Consider the following 19,814-nt stretch of genomic DNA (forward strand, 5'->3'; position numbering starts at 1 on the left):
CTAGGCGAACCGTCCGACGGAGCTTTCCCTAACGGTTAACCGGGGAGGTATCACCACGTTGCGATGCAGGTGGTGATCCTCGTTACGGAGTTCATCCAACAGCAGCTGCATCCCTGAACGGCCCATCTCGAAACCGGGCAGATCAATTGTCGAGATGGGGACCGCACTTCCATAGGCCGACTTGTTGTCATCACACGCGACGATGGCCACTTCTGCCGGAATTCCGACACCCGCCTCCAATAGACGCTGCATCAAGCCGAAGGCGACAAGATCGGCCGCCGCAACAATGCCGTCAACACCACCAGTACGATCCACAAGCAACCGCTCAGCAATCGCCTGACCGTCATCGACACGGACGTCTGGCGAGTCGAAATGCTCCAGGGTGGCGTATCCGGCAGACTCGGCGACAGCTCGTTGCGCTCCCCGCCAGCGGCCACCCACCGCGTGATTAGAAAGCGGTCCACCCGCGAATGCAATCCGCCGCCTGCCCAATCCGATCAAATGAGCTGCCGCTAAATGCCCGGCAGCCTCGTAGTCAGTTGTCACCGTGCAGCTGGCTCCAGCACTACTGGAGTCCACGTCAAGAAGAACAACATGCTGTCCAGCTCTTTTAGCATCTGAAACCCCCGATAAGTCGCTTCCCGCGGCTGTCAATAACGTGCCGGCGACCTGCTCCTGAGCAAAATGTTCAAGGTAAGCCCTTTGCTTCTCCACCCGCACATCAGAATTGGCTAACAGCAAAAAATACCCGGACCGTTCCGCCTCCACCTCCGCACCACGGGCCATGTCCGCAAAGAACGAGTTCGCAAGGTCCACAAGGACAAAGCCAACCGAATTGCTGCTGCCTGCAGCCAGGGAACGCGCAGCACTGTTGCGCACATAACCCAAAGCGCTGATCGCTGACTGAACGCGCCTAACCATCCCAGGATCCACCCGATCCGGACGATTCAACACATTCGAAACAGTCCCAGTGGAAACTCCCGCCTGGCGGGCCACATCACTGATGGTCACCGCAGTTCGCTGCCGAGAACGCCGCACCGACCCTCGACTCCCATGAAGCGATTCATGAACCATAGGAGAGATCATAGCCCCCCTTGGTACCTCAGTCAGAGTTAAAGGCCTCTACTCTTAGCGCAGATGCTTGCGCATGCAGGGAATGAGGTGGGGGAGTGCGCTCCGGAGAAAGCCAGGGCTTCATTGTCGAATTCCACCCACAGCCCTTTACGGGGGGCACAGGACCTGGCGTCTCGGTTTGGTCCAGAGTGCTAACGCGCACGTGCCATCCGCTGTCCACCCACCTGCGCCTCCAACCCTTGCCCACTCAGGTTGAGCTCAAAGCACACCTAGAACAACGACAAGGCTTCCGAACGCCTCGCGTCAGGTTGGGGTGTACCCCAGCTTGACGTGGCGCAGGTACTGGTAGTCCGTCTCTGGGCTGATTCCGCAGTCACGAGCAAGGACGGCTCTCGGAACACCGCCGCCGGCGTGCTGGACCAGGTTACCGCCCTTTCCGGTCTGAGGCACCGCGCGGTTTGGCCAGGGCTATGCCTTCCCACTTGCCCCCTGATGAGGGAGCGTTCGAATCCGGCAAACGGGCCCACTGCGGAGAGCATGGGTAGGCCATGGGGAAATTCTGGCCGGTCAAGACCAGCTTCTTTGGCGGACTCCATCTCTGTATGTGAGCCCTTAGTGTTAGGTCCAAAACGAGCGCGAAGTCATTGAGGTTGCTGCGTGCGAGCCGGTCCTTGCTGTGGACATTTATTGTGTCCCAGTCACGGCCGAACCGGTGCTGACCTGCCGGCTGCGACAGGCTTCGTGACCGCGGATTCACAACGGTGGTGGTTCGAGGAGCTGCCTTGCCACGTCGGCGTCGGTGATCAGGACGTTGATCCACCCGCCGGCTACGGCGCCGCGGATGGCGTCCAGTTTGCCCATGCCGCCAGCTACACCGACGCGGCGGGGCACCTGCATCATGGCCTCGGCATCGATGGAGATTACTCTCTCTTCAATGGCGGGCTTCATGGGCAGCCCGTCAATGTCGAAGAAACGCAGGCAGATTTCGCCGACCGCCCCCGCCCGGGACAGTTCTCCTTCTTCGGTGCTGCTCAGGGCGTTCCCGCTGGCTTGCCAAAGTGGTGACGCGGGGAACGTTCCGATTCCGACCAGCAGGGTCGTCAGGCGCTCCCAGGCTTCTATTGAAGCAGCCACTGCCGGATCCCCAAGGAATGCCTCGCGAATCTGTTGATTGGCGACGAGGCCAGGGCATCCCAGGTAGTAGGGCTTTGCTGAAGTGAGTTCTGCGAGGTGGGAGACCAGGCGGCTGGCCTGCATCTGGGCTTGGGGGCTGCCGACGCCGCCGATGAGCTGGATCACTTCACTGGCAATTTTCCTGGGGCGTGAGCGCATGGCTTCAACGGTGTGCAGCAGGGTAGTGCTCCAAGAGGAGATTCCAACGTAGTCGTTGGCGTCAATCGTGGTCTCCAGGTAGGTGGCTGCGGACGAGCCCAACCGCATGCCCAGTGAAGCGCCGTCCATGACGTCCACTACCACCACCTCCCGGAGCTGGTACTTCTCCTCGAGCGCCTTCTCGAGTCCGACATAGATTCCCGGCGGCTGGACGATGGATGTTCGCACTATGCCTAAGTCAACTGCGTTCTTGAGGTAGCGCGACACTCTTGCCTGGGACAGGTTCAGTCGCTGGGAGATGTCACCCTGCGAAAGCCCCTCCTCGTGGTACAGCACGGCGATCTTTGTGAAGAGTCGAAGTTGTTCGGTGCTGACGGAAAGTAAGGTCGATGATTCCGTGAACTGCGTCATATTTCGTAACCTTTCCTGCGTGTCTGAATATTTATGCAAGACCGAATAGCGCGTGCTCCCGCCTCTCCCGCTGGAAGCTGCACTCCCCAAAGCGGAACGTGGCCCAAGTCTCAGTCATTCAGCGCCAGGAACGGTACTGAATGAATATTCAGCGCTGAAAAACTTCCCCATCAATATCGATTTTGCCATCCTTTTCGGGGATTTTGGCTCCTAGACTTTCAACACCAGCCCGACTTCAGAGACGAAGTTCCGTCAGGAATTTCGATCGCCGTCCCCTATGGACTAAGTGGCCTTCACGATCGAAAGCGAAACGCAGATGACAGATGTTAAGTACTCCACCCGCCTCAATTCCTTTGGGCTGGGCAAGGGCAAGAAGTACCCCAGCGGCGAAGACTCGGTGATCGATCTGATCGCTGTTGCCGGAAGCGTCAAGGGGTTGACGTCACTCGAACTGAACTACCCGGAGCACTTCGGTCAGCATTCAGTAGAGGAAATCAAGGCGGCTTTGGACAAAGCCGATCTCGATGTCCGGGGTATCCAGCTCCGTTGGCCGGCACCTCAGTTCTCCAATGGGGGATTCACCAATCCTGATCCCGCGCTTCGGGAAGCAGCGGTTGCGATGGTGAAGGAAGCCATCAGCCTCTGTCGGGAATTTGGTTCGGACCATGTTCTCCTGTGGCCGGCTCATGACGGCTACGAATACCCCCTGCAGATGGACTACATGAAGTCCTGGAACTGGATGGTCGAAAGCCTTCAGGCAGTCGCCGATGTTGACCAGGACATCCGTATTTCGATCGAGTACAAACCGGCCGAGCCGCGTGGACGCACCATTCTGAACACCACGGGTGCCGTTATGAACCTCATCAAAGACTGTGACCGCCCCAACCTCGGCGTCACCCTGGACTTCGGCCACCTGCTGATGGCGCGGGAAAATCCGGCGCAGTCCGCCGCGATGTGCCTGCGGGAGCAAAAACTGTTCGGGCTGCAGCTCAACGACTCGCATGGCGTGGCCGATGACGGCCTGGTAGTAGCGTCGATCCACTTCGCGGAAACACTGGAACTTGTGTACTACCTGCTCCGCGAGGGATACCAGGGAACGTACTACTTCGACACCGATCCGGTACGCGAGAACCCTGTCGCCGAATGCGAGATGAACATCGAGAGGATGGAAACCATCATCAACAAGGCCCGCGACCTAGTCCGGGACCAGCCGGATCTCCCCAGCGGGGATGCTCTGCACTCATCGTCCGTGCTGTGGTCGAAAGCAGTGGGTGTCTAAGTGCGGCCCACCGGTGTCTGCGTCGTCGGGTCGGTAAACGCGGACCTCATTGCGTACCGCGGCGCAGAAGTAAGCGCTGCAGGCTATGTGACGGGTGAAAACTTCGAGATGGCCGCGGGCGGCAAGAGCCTGAACGCCGCGATGAGCATCGCAGCGGTGGACCCGACGGTCACCCTCGTGGCCCGCGTCGGCTCCGACCATCTGGGAAATTTCATCATCGGCACTCTCCACAATCGGGGGATCACCACCGACGGCATCATCCGTGATGAACAGGCCCACACCGGCGTAGGGCACGTCAGAATCGATTCCCAGGGTGAATACGACACCGTCGTCATCCCCGGAGCCAACGGAAACTTCTCGCCGGCAGACATTGACGGCTACGTCGAAGCACACGATCCGCCGGCGTTCGTAGTCCTGAACCTCGAAGTGCCGCTTCCCACCGTCAAACGGGCAGCCACCCGCTTCCGGGAACTCGGTTCTGCGGTAGTGCTGAACCTCTCGCCGGTGTGTGCTGAGGCAAGGTCGCTCCTCCGGCTCGCGGACGTCGTCGTTCTAAACCTCCGCGAAGCCTGCCACGTACTGGATGTCCCGCTTAACACCGACGTCCTGGTGCTTCTGACTGCTCTGCGGGAAGCCGGCGCCAAGACGCCTGTCCTTACACTGGGCGGCGGCGGGGTGGCTGCCCTGCACGGGAATGACTTCGTGCAGGCGGACGTCGAGCCGACAGTGGTGGTCAACTCAGTCGGTGCCGGTGACAGCTTCCTGGGAACCATGGTTCTGGCAATGGCCAATGGCCATCCGTTTCCCTTGTGCCTCAGGGCGGCCAATGAGGCGGGCAGGCTCGTATGCAGCAGGCCTGAATCCTTCCTGACTACCGCTGACATCCGTCAGATCGAAGAGGCCATCGGAGTTTCCCTCGCCAAACTCCCGTTGGCCACTAGCTGACCAGCATCCTGCCGGACCAGCTACAAAGCAAAAACCGTTGCGGGTGCCCCAAGCAAGGGGTACCGCAGCAGACTTCAGCAAGAGAGTGCCGCATGTTGCGGGCCTTCCAATGATGAAAGGAATTATCACAATGACTAAACTTCCTCGCGCTGTTACACAGCTGTTTGCCGCCACGGCGGCAGTCGCTATGCTCGCAGCCTGCAGTGCTACTCCTGACGGGCCAGCAGGCCAGGCCTCGGGATCCGGCGGCGACCTGGTCAGCCTCGTTGACGCTTCGGCTAAGACTCCGATCACGGATGTAAAGGCCAGCCTTGGCGAACCGGCAGCGCCAGCGGCCGACACGAAGCTTTGCTACATCACCCGGACGCTGTCCAACGAATTCTGGGGGTTTGAGCGGGACGGCTTCGAAGCAGAGGCCAAGAGGCTCGGCGTTGATTACCAGACGTTTGATGTGACCGACGAATCCTCCATCACCGAACAGCTCGACAAGGCAAAGAGTGCCGCGAACCAGGGCTGCAGCGCCCTGCTTGCCTCACCGATCTCCGCCACGGGCCTGGACACGGTCTTCACTGAAGCCTTGGCGCAGAATGTGCCGGTTGTCGTGCTGAACGATGCCAAGGGCAACATCCCTGGGAGTGTTTATGTCGGTCCTGACGCACTAACTATCGGTGAAACTGCTGCTGATTACATCGCCTCTAAGCTTCCGGAGGGCGGCAAGGTTGCCATGATCGAAGGCGACCCGGGCTCATCCAATGCACTGAACCGGGGCGAAGGGTTCAAGAATGGCCTGGCCAAGCACTCGAACCTCGAGCTGGTTGCGTCTCAGACGGCGAAGTGGGATCAAACCAGGGCGCAGGAAATTGCAACTGCCATGCTCACCGCCAACCCCGACATCAAGGCGTTCTATTCACAGAATGACGGTATGGCGTTCGGAGTCGCAGCTGCCATCGCTGCCAAGAACCTCACGGGCAAGGTGGTGCTGGTCGGTACCGACGGCATCCCGCAGGCCAAGAAGGAAATTCAGGCCGGCAACATGACCGCCACCGTCAGCGAGCAGCCCGTGACCGAAGGCGCCAGCGGCGTGGACGCCGCGCTTTGGCTGATGGCGGGCAAGAAGGTTCCCGGATGGATCGACGTCCCGGCCTTCATCATCGATTCTGAGAACGTCGGGGAATACCCGACCGGAATGCCGTAAGGCAGAAACGGCACCCATCATGGTTACACCGCTGCTGGAACTGCAGAATATCGCGAAGTCATTCCCCGGAGTCCGCGCTCTGAATGACGTCAGCTTCACGTTGGAACGCGGAGAAATTTGCACACTGGCCGGCGAAAACGGGGCAGGCAAAAGCACACTGCTCGCCATTCTCGGCGGCTCCCTCGTCCCCGACCACGGATCCGTCATCATCGATGGGCACGTACGGCAGCAATTCTCACCCCGCCAGGCACTGGCTGACGGGGTGAGAATTGCCCACCAGGAACCGGCCATCGTTCCGCAGCTGTCCGTAGAGCAAAATCTCGTGCTGGGGCGCACAGCACGCCAGCGCCGGGACGCCAGCAAAGACATTGACCAGGCGCTGGCGGACGTCGCCCAGATGGGATTCCCGCTCAAGGCCAAAGCCTCCGTGCGGGGGCTCAGCCCGGCCCAGCGGCACGCCCTGACCATTGCCAGAGCACTGGCGTTCGGCGCCAAGATCGTCGCCCTCGACGAACCCACCACCAGCATGCTCGAACACAACGTCGAAGGCGTATTGAACCGGGTGCGGGAAATCGCCCACACCCGCGGGGTAGGCATCATCTACGTTTCACACAAGATGCCCGAGGTCATGAGCGTCTCGGACAAGGTGGTCGTCCTGCGCGACGGCACCGTCAACTACTCACAGCCGATCGCGCAGACCTCGGAACAGGACATCGTACGGAACATGGTCGGCCGGGAGCTGCTGTCATTCAAACGGCAGCACCCGGTCCAGCCGGACGCTCCGGTCCTTTTTTCAGCCTCAGGGGTCAGCCACCCCACCGGCGGCGGTCCTCTTTCCCTGGACGTCCGGGCCGGCGAAGTGTTGGGCATCGCCGGCCTGGTCGGATCCGGCCGTACCGAGTTCCTGCGGGCCATCATCAGGGCGGACAAAGGCAGCACCGGCACCGTGAGCGTGGACGGGAAAAAGCGCAGAATCCGCTCACCGCGGGACAGCAGAAACGCCGGCATCGCGTTCATCCCCGAAGAACGCAAGCACCAGGGCCTGGTCCTGCAGGTTCCTGCCTACTTCAACGTCGCACTCACCGCCGACCGGCAGTTCAACGGCTTTGGGCCCATCATCAGCGTGCGGAAGCAAATTGCCGCCGCCGAAGAGGCAGCATCGCGGATGTCGCTCCGGCCCGCCAATGTGCGCCTCAACGCCCGCCAGTTCTCCGGCGGCAACCAACAAAAAATTGTGATCGCCAAATGGACCTGGCGCAACACCAAAGTATTCCTCTTCGATGAACCCACAAAGGGTGTAGATGTCGGCGGCAAAGTCGAGATCTACGAACTCATCGACGCGCTGGCCAAAGCCGGAAGCGCAGTAATCGTGGTCTCCTCCGACCTGCCGGAAATCATCTCCCTCAGCGACCGCGTCAAAGTCATGCGCCAGGGTCAGTTCGTCTCCGAGCACACCGGCGACGACATCAACGAACACAGCCTCGTGGCCAACGCCATGGGCATCGCAGAAAGAACAACGACATGAGCCAGCCCACCCTGCCAAAGAAAGACCAGGCCGAAGACAGCGGAAAGGACGCGACGAACCGAAGGCCCTTCGCAACAGCCATCAAAAAGTCACGCACCCGGCCGGCACTGAACCTCCAGGCACTGGGAATCTACATCGCCGCAGTTGTCATCTTCCTCATTTTCGGGTTGCTGAACCCCAACTTCCTCACCTCCGGCAACCTCCGCGACATCGCCATCTCAGCGAGCGTCAACGCCATCATCGGGCTCGGAATTACATTTGTCATCATCACCGGTGGCATCGATCTGGCTGTCGGGTCGATCGCAAGTTTTGTCGGGATCGTCACTGCCTCCCTCATGGTTAACGCAGGGACATCACCCTTCCTCGCGCTGCTCGCCGGCATTGCCCTGGGCCTGGTGTGCGGCGTCATCAACGGCCTGCTCATCACCAAACTCAAACTGCCTCCGTTCATCGCCACCCTGGGAACGATGAGCATCTACCAGGGCTTCGCCTACGTCGTCACCAACGGCCGTCCTGTTTACAACGTCCCCAGGGACTTCGTCTTCATGCTCAACAGCTACGTAGGCGGCGTCCCGGTCGCAGTCATCCTCGTAGCCGTCCTTGCCATTCTCTGCTGGCTGCTGCTCCGCCGGACAGTATTCGGGCAGAATGTCATCGCAACCGGCGGCAGCGAAGAAACAGCCTGGCTCTCAGGTGTCCGCGTCGACAGGGTCAAAATCGCGGTCTACGGACTCTCCGGCGTCCTCGCCGGAGTCGGCGGACTGGTCATCGTCGCACGCATCAATGCCGCGCAGACCGACGCCGGAAGCCCGTACCTGCTCACAGCAATCGCTTCGGCCGTTATTGGCGGGGCAAACCTCATGGGCGGGGAAGGCCGAATTGCCGGCACCCTGGTCGGAGCCCTGATCCTGGGGGCACTCACCAACGGCCTCGTGCTGCTCAACGTCCCCAGCTTCTACGAACAAATCGTCACCGGCTTGGTCGTCGTCATCGCAGTGGCGTTGGACCAAGGCAGCAAGGGATGGCCGCTTCTCAAGAAACAGAAAGAGAAGGCTGCACCGCAAAAGGAAGCCGCCGCAGCCTGACCCGCACCTCAGCAGCCAGCCGAAAGGCCAGCCGCCCAACAGCCCGGAAACGGCGGCAGCGGGAGACCGCGGTCGCCGTTTCCGGATCCACACCCACGTAACGTCTGGCTTGATCATCCCTGTACCCCAGACCAGTATCAGCCGGTGGCGCAGCCCCGGACGTGAGGAGCTGACAGTGCTCGATTTCGACGTCATCGACGCCCATCACCACCTGTGCGATTTCTCCCGCTCATACCCATGGCTCCAGGGCCCGGCAGAACCCCGGTATCACGGCGATGACCGGCCGCTGCGCAAGAGTTACCTCATTGGTGACTACCTGAAGGATGCCGGGCAATTCCGGCTGGCTGGATCGGTCCATATTGAGAACGGGGCCGCCGACCCAGTGTGGGAAGCTGACTGGATTCAGGGTGTCCACGAGGACAACGGATTGCCTTCAGTTCAGGTGGCCAAAGCGTCTCTGGCAGAACCAGCAGTGCTGGCTCACCTTGAGCGCCTTGCAGCAGTTCCCTCGGTGCGGGGTGTGCGGGACATCCTAAGCTGGCACCCCGACCCCCGATACACCCACACCTCGCGCCCGGACCTCATCACCGACCCACGCTGGCTCAAAGGTTTCTCGCACCTTTCCTCGCTGGGCCTGTCCTTTGACCTCCAGGTGTTTCCGGACCAACTGGACCAGGCAGCGCGGCTGGCAGCTGACCACCCGGACACGACCATCGTTCTGGACCACGCAGGAATGCCCCTGCTCCGCGATGCTGAATCCCATCACCACTGGCGCTCAAGAATGCAAAACCTCGCCAAGCAGCCCAATGTCGTCACCAAGATTTCGGCACTGGGAACGAACGACCACTCCTGGACTAAAGAAACCATCCGGCCGATTGTCCTGGACACAATCGACATCTTCGGCCCCAACCGAACCATGTTCGGAAGCAACTTCCCCGTCGACAGCCTGTACTCCAGCTTCACCGTGCTGTACACGGCCTTCGACGAGATAACAGCGGACATGACGGCCGACGACCGCCAACAGCTCTTCGCGGAAACGGCAAAGACAACCTACGGCATCGAATCTTCTAACGCGCAGCCATATAAGGCAGACGCTGCCGCAGGTTCCCGCACCTCGCTTGGCCATCCAAACAAGAAGGATCCTCCCTTATGAATCTTCATAAACTCCTGACCCAACGCGAAGCCGACGGAAAGCCCATCCGTGTCGGCCTGATCGGCGCCGGACGCTACGGGACCATGTACTTGGCCCAGGCAAACAACATACCGGGCATCCACGTCGTCGCCATCGCAGACATCAACGTCAAGCGCGCTGAAGGTGCTTTCGATCTCGTTGGATGGCCCAAAGACCAGATCGCCCCCGACATAGCAACCGCTCTGCGGGACCGCTCCACGGCGATCGTGGCCAACGCGGACGAGCTTTTCGACGTCGACATCGACATCATCGTGGAAGCCACCGGCAACCCCATCGTTGGTGTGAAGCATGCGCTGCGCGCCATCGAAACCAAAAAGCACATCATCATGGTCACGGTTGAAGCCGACGCGTTGGCAGGGCCCGCTCTTGCCAAGCGGGCAGAAGCAGCCGGTGTTGTCTACTCCATGGCCTACGGCGACCAGCCGGCCCTCATCATGGAACTCGTCGACTGGGCCCGCACCAGCGGATTCGACGTCGTCTGCGCCGGCAAGGGCGCCAAATTCCTCGAGCACTACCACGAGATGAACCCCGACAACGTGTGGGAAAACTGGGAATTCTCCAAGGAGCTCACCGACTCCGGGCAGCTGAACCCCAACATGCACACCTCCTTCCGCGACGGCACCAAGGCCGCCATCGAAATGGCCGCCGTCGCCAACGGGGCAGGACTGGTCCCGTCTGATACCGGGCTGACCTTCACGCCCGGAGACGTTGAGGAAATCGCCTCAATCTGCCGCCCCGCCGACGTCGGAGGAGCCCTCGCACACGAAGGGACCGTCGACGTCATGTCCAGTGTCAAGCGCGACGGCACCTGGATCCCCCACAACACCCAGGAAGGCGTTTTCGTCGTCGTGAAGGCAACGAACGCCTACGTCTCCGGCTGCTTCAATGAATACCCCTGGCACCCGGACCCCACCGGCCAGTACGCCGCCCTGTACCGCCCGTACCACTACGTCGGCCTTGAGCTGAACGTATCCATCGCCAACGCCGTCCTCCGCGGAATCCCCACGGGTTCACCCATCGGGTTCTTCGGCGACGTTGTCGCCACCGCCAAGAAGGACCTCAAAGCCGGTGAATTCCTCGACGGCGAAGGCGGATACACCGTCTGGGGCCAACTCGTTTCGGCCAAGCACTCCGTCACCACCGGTGCACTGCCGGTCGCACTGGCCCACCACGTGGAACTGCGCAATGACGTAGCCAAGGGCGGGATCGTCCGCTGGGAAGACGTCATCATGGACGACTCACTCGCCCAAGCCCTCAAACTGCGCCGGGAAACCGAGGCCCTGGTGACGGACACAGCACTTCCGGCCTGACGCGCCATTGCGCCCGCTACTTCCAGTTCAGGAGACACCGAAGATGGCCCCTATTTCTTCCACCGCACTACCCGCGTCCGTGGCCCTGCTCGGAACGGGCCCGATGGGCGCCCCGATTGCCCGCAACATCATCGCTGGAGGTGTCCCCCTAAAGCTCTGGAACCGCACGACGCATAAGGCCAAAGCAATCGATGGCGGCTTGGTGGCCCCCACTCCTGCAGAAGCTGCAAGCGAAGTGGTGCTGACTGTACTGCCAGACCTGCCTCAGATCGCTGCCCTTCTTCCAGGCGACAGTGGGTTACTGGCGGGATGGAAGAGCGCAGGGATAGATAACCCCACCCTTGTTATCCACGGCACCGTGTCACCGGTAGCAGTTGAAAGCTTCGCGCAAGAATGCCGCCGGCGCTGGGGGGTGACCGTCGTCGACGCGCCCCTCAGCGGCGGAACCATCGGCGCGGAAGAGGGGCGACTGAGCATCATGACCGGCGGCCCGCCCGAGGCAGCCGAACGCCTCAAACCACTGTTCGCGTTGTACGGCACCACAGTGCTTTGGTTCGGTGGAACGGGTGCCGGATCAACCGTCAAAGCATGCAACCAGATTGTCGTCGCCGCCACCGTGACTGCCCTGGCCGAAGCTATGGCCCTCGCAGCCAGCGCTGGTCTTGACCTCGAAAAAGTCCAGTCCATTCTTGCCGGGGGACTCGCCAATTCCGAGGTGCTTAGGCAGAAAGGCCGACGCTGGATTGAGCAGGACTTCGAAGGCGGGGGATCCGCGAAAAATCAGCTTAAGGACCTAAATTTTGTGGCTGAACTTGCCGGGCATCGCGGACTGAAGCTCCCACTCACCCATAGCCTCCAAAGCGCTTTTGAAAAAATGGTGGCAGAAGGGGCGGGAAACCTGGACCACACAGGAATCTTTCAGACCCTCCGGACCTGACCGGGTCCAGCCTGTTCCCCTGCCTGTTTTCGAAGAGCCGATAACGGATATTCGGTCACCCTGCATGTTCTGCCGGCGCTTCATGTGAGTAGGGCCGGCAACACGCCTAGGGTTCACTGCTGATTCCGTAGTCACGGGCAAGGAGGGCTTTTGGAACACCGGCGCCGGCACGTTGAACGAGTTCGGCGGCTCGTGCCGGAGTGAGGGTCTTTTTCCGTCCTTTGTATGCGCCGCGTTGCTTGGCAAGGGCGATGCCTTCTCTTTGGCGTTCCCACATGAGGGAGCGTTCGAATTCGGCGAAGGCGCCCATGACGGAGAGCATAAGGTTGGCCATGGGGGAGTCCTCGCCGATGAAGACCAGGCTTTCTTTGACGAACTCAACCCGCACTCCTTTGCGTGTTAGTCCTTGAACCAGGGCACGCAGGTCATCGAGGTTCCGGGCGAGCCTGTCCATGCTGTGCACCACCACAGTGTCTCCATCTCGGGCAAACCGCAGGAGCTCGGTGAGCTGGGGTCTCGCGGTGTCCCTGCCGGAGGCCTTGTCCGTGAAGACCCGGTCCAAAACCTGTCCTTCGAGCTGGCGCTTCTCGTTCTGGTCCAGTGTGCTCACGCGTACGTACCCGAACCGCTGTCCGGTCACCGCCCCCTCCAAGCTCATCCTGTCAGGTTGTGTTCTAGGCCCCTCTCAGAAGAGAGTCAAGGCATACTGGCCCGGCTCGTCAGGTTTGGGTGTGCCTTAAGTGGACGAACACACGCCCGTGAGCCAGGTTCTCCGGGCTTAACGAGGCGGCTTCACGAGAGGCCGTCATACATCGACACCGACGGCCTGTCCGGCACGCTCGAGGGAACTCCCGTGCCGGTAACCAACTCGATCGGTGCAGGGGACACCTTCCTCGGTGCCTTCGTCGCCGGGCTCGCGCAAGGCCTTCCGTTTGCTGCCGCGCTCACCGCGGGAGACGCTGCAGGGCGGATTGTGTGTCAAAAGCCGGTCTCATACCTGGAAGTGACCGACAAGCCCCAACTGGAGCCCTATCTCGCGGTTCCTCCCCAGCTAGACCACCCTTCTATCGTGAAAGCATCGGGACATACTCATGGCTGAGAACATGATCGAATTTAAAAACGTCGAAAAGTACTTCGGCGGCGTGCATGCCCTTCGCGGGGTCTCCATGCAAATCCCCGCGGGCAAAGTGACCGCGATCATCGAGGACAACGGCGCAGGTAAGAGCACCCTGATCAAGTGCCTCTCAGGGATTCACGAGCCAACCTCGGGGGAAACCTTGTGGACGGCGCTCCTGCCAAGATTCACTCTCCGCACGCCTCCCGGGAGCTCGGCATCGAGACGGTGTACCAGGACCTCGCGGTGATCGACACGCTCGACGTCGTGCAGAACCTGTATCTCTCCCGGGAACTGCGGACAGGCGTGTGGCCTTTCAGGCTGCTCAACCGCAAGAAAATGAAGAGCGGCGCACGGGAGATGCTCGCCCGGATCGGCAACACCACGCTGTCCCTCAACCAGGAGATCGGCGGAATGTCAGGCGGTCAGCGCCAGGCCGTGGCACTCTGCCGTGCTGTCGCCTGGGGTGCAAAGACCGTGATCTTCGACGAACCTACCGCAGCGCTTGGGCCCAATGAAAGCGCTGAAGTCCACCGCCTGATCGGCTCACTGCGTGAGCAGGGCATCACGGTTATCCTCATCAGCCACAACTTCGAGGAAGTTATGGGACTGGCAGATATGATCTGGGTAATGCGGCAGGGCCGCGCCGTAGCCAGCCGCAAGGCGACCGAAACATCCGGACGCGAACTGGTCGAGCTGCTTACAGGCGCTGACGCGGCAACCAGCTAAGACTCAGGCATCTAACGAATACATCTCAGGTAGTGGCCGCGGCGGATGCCGTTCCACCATCGGAACCTTCGACGAATGATAATTCCGATGACTAAGGTGAGCCTTGGTCGTCTACTCGACCCTGTTCCCTACGTGGCGCAGACTCCGGCCCCGTCATGCCGGTCAGGGTGGCAGCCCCGTTGGGCGGCTACCCTTTCCCCTGCCGGCTGGAAAGTTTCCGTCATGCTTTCGCCGTGTAGGAGTTCAGCTCGCCGCTGCTGCCTGCAGTTCCTGCATCAGCCCGATGGCCAGCAGGTCGTTGTAGCAAAGGGCGGCGGTGGCCCCGGACGCGATTACGTTCCGGGCAGCAAGTCTTCCACCCTCTGTCGTTGGCGCCGAGGTGGGAATGATTTGTGCTCCCCCCGGTCCATTCACAGGCCAGGCGGGGGCTGTCCCAGCGTCGCCATTCGATGCCAAATGCCGGACTGCTTCGCTGGCCCCTGGCCCCTGGGTCCACGTCCGGGGCAACTGATGCAAGGCCATCCAGGCAACGATTGATTACAGCGACGGCTTGACTCCGTTGAGCTCGCGGATCTCCGGATCTGGCATGCGGGGGCTGGCGAGAATGATGCCATCGGTTGAGGACTGAAGCCGGTGGGCGACGGCGGCTTCAGTGGAGGCCGACTCGGTCGATTCGGCAAGCACCAGCGTCACGCCCCTGCGGCAGCTGCGGAGTGGGCCCCGCAGATGATGTTGTAGTAGCTGGGGTTGGTGATGTCGGAGACGACGAGGCCGACCATGCCCTTACGCCCGTAGGCAGTGCTCGGCAAGTGGATTGACGCTGAGATTGAGCTCCGCGGCGGCATCCTCGATGAGCTTCCGCGTCTTGACACTGACCCGGTCTGATTAGCCCAAAGCACGGGACACGGTGAAGGCATTGAACCGCCAGTTTGGCGATGTCGTAAATCGTGGCCCTGCTGGCCGCGTGGCTGCTCTTGACATGCCTCGTTCTTCGGTCCGAATCGAAGATGCTGCCTGACGTGCCCGGCTGAGTCCGCCGGCCAGCATAGATAGCCCTGGTGCGCCGGTAGATCTCCCGCTCGTGACGAGTGCAAGTTCTCATCAGGATTCACGGGTCTTCTAGGCCCTTGTCAGGTGCAAGCTCCAAGTCCAGCGGGCGTCGGCCGACGGGGGTTCGTCGGCGAGGGTGACAAAGTCGTGCCAAAGAGGGAGGGCGTGAACCGTCCGCGGTGGACGCACGCCTGCGGTACTATTCACGATCGTCGTACTCGAACCGCTTGATGAGAACGCTGCCATTAGTAGCCGCCAGCCCGAGGACGCGGCCAGTGAAGCCGCCGGCAACCTCGGTGGACAGATACCGGCCGTCCATCCGGGCGAGCATCGTCAGCTGGCCGTTCTCCCGAAAGCCCAGTGCGACTTCGTCCGGCCCCGTGTTTTTGCCAGGTTGGCCCGCCAAGGGTGAGTCGTTGCAGGCGATCTCCAGCTGAAATGGTCCCGGGGCCGGGCCGGTTTCCGCTATAGCCACCACCTGCTGAAGGGGTCCGATCCGGGCCACGACCCGGATTTGGCGTCCGGATGCTTCGATGGCGTACCAGTGGAAGTCATCAACCCTCAGGAGGAACCTGACGGAGTCGTCAGTCGAGAGAAGAACCGATGCGCGGGCACCCCACACGTGTCCGAGGACCCTGGTTGCCAAGATAGCAACGCTGCCCGTCTGGCTCTGTCCGATAAGGAGACCTGCGGGGGTTCTGGCCGTAAACGAGGCAGGGTCCTGGCCCGGTGAAATCCACCGCTGGTGAAGGCTGTCGGAGGAGAAATCGTCCGTGAACGAAGACCCAACGGCGGGGACCCGGTAGCGGTCCTCATCGAACCGCGGCCACCCTTGTTCCCAGGAAATGCCCGCGACAAAGGTTTCCCGACCCAGGACGTGATAGCTAGGAACAACGCCTCGGGGGCGTACGCCTAGATGGACCGCGGCCCAATCGCCGTCGACCGTTTCGACCAGGTCCGCGTGGCCGACGTTCTGGACGGGCGCTGCCGTGCTTCGATGGCTGAGGATGGGGTTGTTCGGATGCGGTTCGAAAGGACCTGCGGGGCTGCTGCTCCGGCTGATGGAGACGGCATGGCCCCGTTCCGTGCCGCCTTCGGCCAAGACCAAATACCACCACCCGCCAGCCTCATACAGGTGTGGTCCCTCCGGATAGGCCAGCCCTGTTCCCTGCCACACCTTCCTGGGGGATTCCAAAAGGCGGCCAGCTTCCGGATCGAGCTTGGCCTGGACTATGCCGGACTCATTCTCGCCAGGACCGAACCCCACCCAGGTAAGGTAGCAATTTCCTTCACTGTCCCATGCAATGTCCGGGTCAATGCCCAACGTTCCCGGTATCTGAACCGGGTCGCTCCACGGCCCGGCAGCCTCTTTGGCCCGCAACAGCAAATGACCGCCACCGAAGTCGCTCATGTTCGTGGTGACGAACCAGAATTCACCGTTGTGATGCCTGAGTGTTGAGCCGAAGATCCCGCCGGAAGGACGCCCGTCCCCAACAGCGAACTGGCTTCGCCGGGTGAGGACGTTCCCGATCTGTTCCCAAGTTACGAGGTCCCGGCTGTGGAAAATCGGCGCCCCTGGGAAGTACTCAAAGCTCGAGGTTGCCAGAAAATAGTCTTCGCCGACGCGACAAATGGTGGGGTCAGGGTGGAATCCAGGAATGACCGGTGTGATCGCAGCTGGGGATGTTACTTGCCGAACCTGCTCGACTGCGCTGTCAACCAATGGGGCTCCGTCCGTTGCTGGCATTCACTACCCGGGCTTCCGGGTGGATGGATTCCAACCGTAAGAGGTCCCACCTTGCAGTCCTATCCGCACTTTCACTGGATGGAACGCTTTCCCCTTCCTGAGCCGTTGGGGGAGCTCCTAGCAACAGTAGCGGTGGTTACCTATGAGAATTGTCCCCGGTTGTGGGCAGGCAGCCTGCTTCTCAAAGCTGGAGTCTGGAACCAGTCCGACTGTTGGTGCCAGCCAAGCGAGGAGGCGTTGAACGGGAGATTGCATCCTTATTCGTGAGCTTGGAGTAGAGGCTCTGCCCCGCCGGGGGGGGTGCCCCGATGGTAGGTAGCAGTCTGGCTTTTGTCTCGCGAAGGGGCCAACCGTCATCGTCAACGCTTCCGGTGCCGCTAGCCCAAAACGACGATAGACCCAACTCTTGTGCGAGATGACTGTCCAGCACTTCCGTTACCAGGAGTGGATTAGTGTGGGCAACCGGACGCGGCGTAAAGCGGCGGCAACGGTTCTTAATTAGGACGGCCAGGTCCATGAGGTTGTATTGCTCTTCCACTACCTCGTCGTTCAGGCCGTCCTGCAGCATCCCTACGGCGCCTGCTCTTTGGTCACCCAGCTTTAGGGTCGTTTAATTGGGGAGGTTAGGCGCTTTGCCAGCCGATCCAAGCTCCCCAGTGTGGGTGCGAATCCGACATGGTTGAGGTGTCCATGCAGCACTCCTGCGGTGGTCCTGTGCTCTACGTGAACCCCGGCGTTTTTGAGTTGTTCAGCGAATGCCTCGCCGCTGCTGCGCAGCTCGTCGAACTCGCAGTTATCAATGTAGGTGGGTGGGAAGTCTGACAAGTTGCGGGAAAGCCCCGGAAACGCGTATTCGGTCGCGTCGGCTTTGAGGCCACCCACATAGTTTTCGCATAGTTCCGTCCATGTATCCGGGCTCACTCGGAAGGGCGCTGGTATTGATGGCAGCGCTTGCAGAAGTTCGTCAGAGGGGTCGGGCATTGAGGGGTGAAGGAGCGGGTATTCCAAAAGAACTTGCCATACTTGGGCACCTTCCCTGGTCAGACGAAGAGCTGCGCCCGCGGCGAGATTTGCGCCGGCACTCGCTCCGCCGATGGCGATCCTGGAAGCATCAAGGTTCAACTTGTCGGCGTTCTGAAGTGCCCAGCGATATGTCGTCACTGCTTCGTCGTGGGGGACAGGAAAGCGTACATCCCCCTCCGTCCTCGGCGTTGCAGGTTTCAGGCATAACCGGTAGTCCACAGAGATAACTGTCGCACGGGCCCGCCCAGCAAGTCCCCGCGCCACTTCATGGGCCTCAGGCATGTCGAGATGGCCTGCAACGAACGCTCCACCGTGGAACCAAACCAGCCCCGGCCGACCCTGCTCCGCGCATGTCGGCCTATATATGCGGACAGGAATAAGCCCATGTGGTCCTTCAACCGATTGTTCCTCTATTCGCAGTGCCCACGCTTCAGCGGGTCCATATGGCGCTTCCCAGATATCTACAATTTCCGGCGTAAGGTCCGCCCATCCTTCCACTCCTTCGAAGGCAGGCAAGCGTGATTCCAACTCGGGCAGAAGCCTTCGCCTACCAAAGTGAATCACTTTAGGGGTCCTATGGAGGTGTCGCGAGGCATCGAAAGGTCCTGGGTTAGGGATAAGGTCAGGGGTTGCAGTTCTTTCTTGCGTACCGGTGGCGCCAAAAGAAAGGCCTGGTTGCCCCAAAAAACCGGAGGCTGCGTTCGGCGGAACGGCCAGCAGCGGGTTACTGCAGGCAGTGACTTAGTGTTGGCTTGCCGTGTTCTTGGGTACGCTGACGGATTCCCGCCAGATGATGCGGTTTATCGAGCCGGACGTTGGGGTGTGGGCCACCTCGGGCCGGAGGGCTGCGATGAGGCGGAGCATTGCGTCGCGGCCGAGTTTTTCGTGGTCGACGTCCACGGTGGTGAGTGTTGGAGCGAGAAGCGCTCCGAGGGGGTTGTTGTCCCATCCGGTCACACTGATGTCGTTAGGGACGCGCCACCCGCGCGCCATGGCACCTTTAATGAATCCGGCCGCCACCACGTCGTTAGCGGCGATGACGGCCGTCACACCGGAGTCCGGAGGCAGGGCTGCGGCGGCCTGGATTCCCGAGTCCGCGGACCAGTCGCCGTCGTGGATACCGAATGATTCCAGGCCCAGTCGCCTGATGGTGTCAGCGTAGACCTGTCTGCGGCCGCGTGCAGACGCGAACTGCGCTGCGCCGGCAACATGGAGGAATCGCCGGTGCCCGAGGCCGGCGAGGTGCTCTATCATCTCCGCTACGGGGGACCCATCGGCGAGTTCACCGATGCCGCGCATCTCGTCGTCATAGTCGGCCGAGACGACTATGGCCGCGGCTTCGCCAAGGCTCTGACCAGACGTTGGTAGGACAGGGGCCAACGAAAGGATCCCTTCAACCTGGCCGGAGTCGGCCAGTTCAAGCATGCGCTCCGTACGGGCCTCCGAACCACCATCGAGGCTGAGGACTTCCATAACGAAGCCGGCATCGTGGGCGACAGCGCTTGCTCCGGCCAAAATCCTTGCTGGGCTGAAGGATGACTGGGCAGGCACCAGAACTGCAATACGGCCCGTCTGGCGGGTCCGCATGGACCGTGCCACAAGGTTCGGCCTGTAGTGCAGTTCCCGGATGGCGGCGTCAATGCGTTCTTTGGTGGCTTCCTTTAACCCGCCGTTGAACCGCAGATACCGGGATACGGTCTGATGGGACACACCGGCGACGCTCGCCACATCTATCATTGTCGCTCGCTTTGGCCCGGCCTGCTTGTCAGCCATGCACCCTGCTCCTCTGCAACCGTCATTCCCTACGAAATACCCGTCCAGAACATCTTGACAGAAAAGATGAACGTTCACTACCTTTGTCCCAAC

General features: G+C 61.0%; 17 protein-coding genes and 1 pseudogene. 10 read left to right on the top strand and 8 right to left on the bottom strand.

All coding sequences use genetic code 11. The features are described from left to right. Together AC5RT4_RS11885 and AC5RT4_RS11890 are read right to left on the bottom strand one after the other, a co-directional pair. The gene (locus AC5RT4_RS11885) at positions 1-1,011 is read right to left on the bottom strand and encodes a LacI family DNA-binding transcriptional regulator (RefSeq protein ID WP_494105835.1); all 1,011 of its coding nucleotides are present in this window, start codon (positions 1,009-1,011) and stop codon (positions 1-3) included. A gap of 816 nt (positions 1,012-1,827) precedes the next feature. Beyond that, positions 1,828-2,817, bottom strand: a complete 990-nt coding sequence (locus AC5RT4_RS11890) for a sugar-binding transcriptional regulator (protein WP_494105836.1) — start codon at positions 2,815-2,817, stop codon at positions 1,828-1,830. A 316-nt stretch (positions 2,818-3,133) separates the two neighbouring features. On the opposite strand from AC5RT4_RS11890, the gene AC5RT4_RS11895 reads away from it, so the two are divergent. From AC5RT4_RS11895 to AC5RT4_RS11930, 8 genes are all read left to right on the top strand, one after another. Further along, positions 3,134-4,096, top strand: coding sequence for a sugar phosphate isomerase/epimerase family protein (locus AC5RT4_RS11895; protein ID WP_494105837.1), 963 nt, complete (start codon positions 3,134-3,136; stop codon positions 4,094-4,096). After that, positions 4,097-5,041 (top strand): PfkB family carbohydrate kinase, encoded by a 945-nt coding sequence (locus tag AC5RT4_RS11900; protein ID WP_494105838.1) that lies wholly within the window; start codon positions 4,097-4,099, stop codon positions 5,039-5,041. A gap of 130 nt (positions 5,042-5,171) precedes the next feature. After that, positions 5,172-6,236 carry a sugar ABC transporter substrate-binding protein gene (locus AC5RT4_RS11905; protein WP_494105839.1) on the top strand — a complete coding sequence of 355 codons (1,065 nt, stop codon included), beginning with the start codon at positions 5,172-5,174 and terminating at the stop codon, positions 6,234-6,236. 19 nt (positions 6,237-6,255) lie between these two features. Continuing rightward, on the top strand, positions 6,256-7,761 hold the full coding sequence (locus tag AC5RT4_RS11910) for a sugar ABC transporter ATP-binding protein (protein WP_494105840.1): 1,506 nt from the start codon (positions 6,256-6,258) through the stop codon (positions 7,759-7,761). Next, entirely contained in the window at positions 7,758-8,846 is a 1,089-nt protein-coding gene (locus tag AC5RT4_RS11915; RefSeq protein ID WP_494105841.1) for an ABC transporter permease, read from the top strand. The genes AC5RT4_RS11910 and AC5RT4_RS11915 overlap by 4 nt, the downstream gene beginning before the upstream one ends. Before the next feature lie 175 nt (positions 8,847-9,021). Further along, entirely contained in the window at positions 9,022-9,999 is a 978-nt protein-coding gene (locus AC5RT4_RS11920; protein WP_494105842.1) for an amidohydrolase family protein, read from the top strand. Continuing rightward, entirely contained in the window at positions 9,996-11,348 is a 1,353-nt protein-coding gene (locus AC5RT4_RS11925; RefSeq protein WP_494105843.1) for an NAD(P)H-dependent oxidoreductase, read from the top strand. The genes AC5RT4_RS11920 and AC5RT4_RS11925 overlap by 4 nt, the downstream gene beginning before the upstream one ends. Positions 11,349-11,391: 43 nt before the next feature. Next, positions 11,392-12,285, top strand: coding sequence for an NAD(P)-dependent oxidoreductase (locus AC5RT4_RS11930; protein WP_494105844.1), 894 nt, complete (start codon positions 11,392-11,394; stop codon positions 12,283-12,285). A gap of 106 nt (positions 12,286-12,391) precedes the next feature. Here AC5RT4_RS11930 and AC5RT4_RS11935 read toward each other — a convergent pair whose 3' ends face one another. Further along, the gene (locus AC5RT4_RS11935) at positions 12,392-12,925 is read right to left on the bottom strand and encodes a recombinase family protein (protein ID WP_494105885.1); all 534 of its coding nucleotides are present in this window, start codon (positions 12,923-12,925) and stop codon (positions 12,392-12,394) included. 213 nt (positions 12,926-13,138) lie between these two features. Here AC5RT4_RS11935 and AC5RT4_RS11940 point away from each other — a divergent pair, with 213 nt between their 5' ends. Both AC5RT4_RS11940 and AC5RT4_RS11945 read left to right on the top strand, forming a co-directional pair. Then, a complete protein-coding gene (locus AC5RT4_RS11940) occupies positions 13,139-13,384 on the top strand; it encodes a PfkB family carbohydrate kinase (RefSeq protein ID WP_494105845.1) in 246 nt (81 codons plus the stop codon). 67 nt (positions 13,385-13,451) lie between these two features. Further along, positions 13,452-14,128 (top strand): annotated as a pseudogene (locus AC5RT4_RS11945) (ATP-binding cassette domain-containing protein). Positions 14,129-14,371: 243 nt separating this feature from the next. Here AC5RT4_RS11945 and AC5RT4_RS11950 read toward each other — a convergent pair. From AC5RT4_RS11950 to AC5RT4_RS11970, 5 genes are all read right to left on the bottom strand, one after another. Then, the gene (locus AC5RT4_RS11950) at positions 14,372-14,650 is read right to left on the bottom strand and encodes a hypothetical protein (RefSeq protein ID WP_494105846.1); all 279 of its coding nucleotides are present in this window, start codon (positions 14,648-14,650) and stop codon (positions 14,372-14,374) included. A gap of 15 nt (positions 14,651-14,665) precedes the next feature. Next, complete coding sequence (locus AC5RT4_RS11955) at positions 14,666-14,821, bottom strand: hypothetical protein (protein WP_494105847.1); 156 nt, start codon at positions 14,819-14,821, stop codon at positions 14,666-14,668. Positions 14,822-15,377: 556 nt separating this feature from the next. Continuing rightward, a complete protein-coding gene (locus tag AC5RT4_RS11960; protein ID WP_494105848.1) occupies positions 15,378-16,925 on the bottom strand; it encodes a glycoside hydrolase family 43 protein in 1,548 nt (515 codons plus the stop codon). A 600-nt stretch (positions 16,926-17,525) separates the two neighbouring features. After that, positions 17,526-18,512: an alpha/beta hydrolase gene (locus tag AC5RT4_RS11965; protein WP_494105849.1), complete on the bottom strand. Its 987-nt coding sequence runs from the start codon at positions 18,510-18,512 to the stop codon at positions 17,526-17,528. Between the two features lie 177 nt (positions 18,513-18,689). Then, positions 18,690-19,721 (bottom strand): LacI family DNA-binding transcriptional regulator, encoded by a 1,032-nt coding sequence (locus tag AC5RT4_RS11970; RefSeq protein ID WP_494105850.1) that lies wholly within the window; start codon positions 19,719-19,721, stop codon positions 18,690-18,692. Between the last annotated feature and the right edge of the window lie 93 nt (positions 19,722-19,814).

Source organism: Arthrobacter sp. sptzw42 (genome assembly GCF_059089685.1).

Coding starts and splice junctions, on each gene's coding strand:
- AC5RT4_RS11930 (WP_494105844.1), top strand. CDS start 11,392: ATGGCCCCTATTTCTTCCACCGCACTACCCGCGTCCGTGGCCCTGCTC.
- AC5RT4_RS11910 (WP_494105840.1), top strand. CDS start 6,256: ATGGTTACACCGCTGCTGGAACTGCAGAATATCGCGAAGTCATTCCCC.
- AC5RT4_RS11925 (WP_494105843.1), top strand. CDS start 9,996: ATGAATCTTCATAAACTCCTGACCCAACGCGAAGCCGACGGAAAGCCC.
- AC5RT4_RS11960 (WP_494105848.1), bottom strand. CDS start 16,925: ATGCCAGCAACGGACGGAGCCCCATTGGTTGACAGCGCAGTCGAGCAG.
- AC5RT4_RS11970 (WP_494105850.1), bottom strand. CDS start 19,721: ATGGCTGACAAGCAGGCCGGGCCAAAGCGAGCGACAATGATAGATGTG.
- AC5RT4_RS11950 (WP_494105846.1), bottom strand. CDS start 14,650: ATGGCCTTGCATCAGTTGCCCCGGACGTGGACCCAGGGGCCAGGGGCC.
- AC5RT4_RS11895 (WP_494105837.1), top strand. CDS start 3,134: ATGACAGATGTTAAGTACTCCACCCGCCTCAATTCCTTTGGGCTGGGC.
- AC5RT4_RS11890 (WP_494105836.1), bottom strand. CDS start 2,817: ATGACGCAGTTCACGGAATCATCGACCTTACTTTCCGTCAGCACCGAA.
- AC5RT4_RS11915 (WP_494105841.1), top strand. CDS start 7,758: ATGAGCCAGCCCACCCTGCCAAAGAAAGACCAGGCCGAAGACAGCGGA.
- AC5RT4_RS11905 (WP_494105839.1), top strand. CDS start 5,172: ATGACTAAACTTCCTCGCGCTGTTACACAGCTGTTTGCCGCCACGGCG.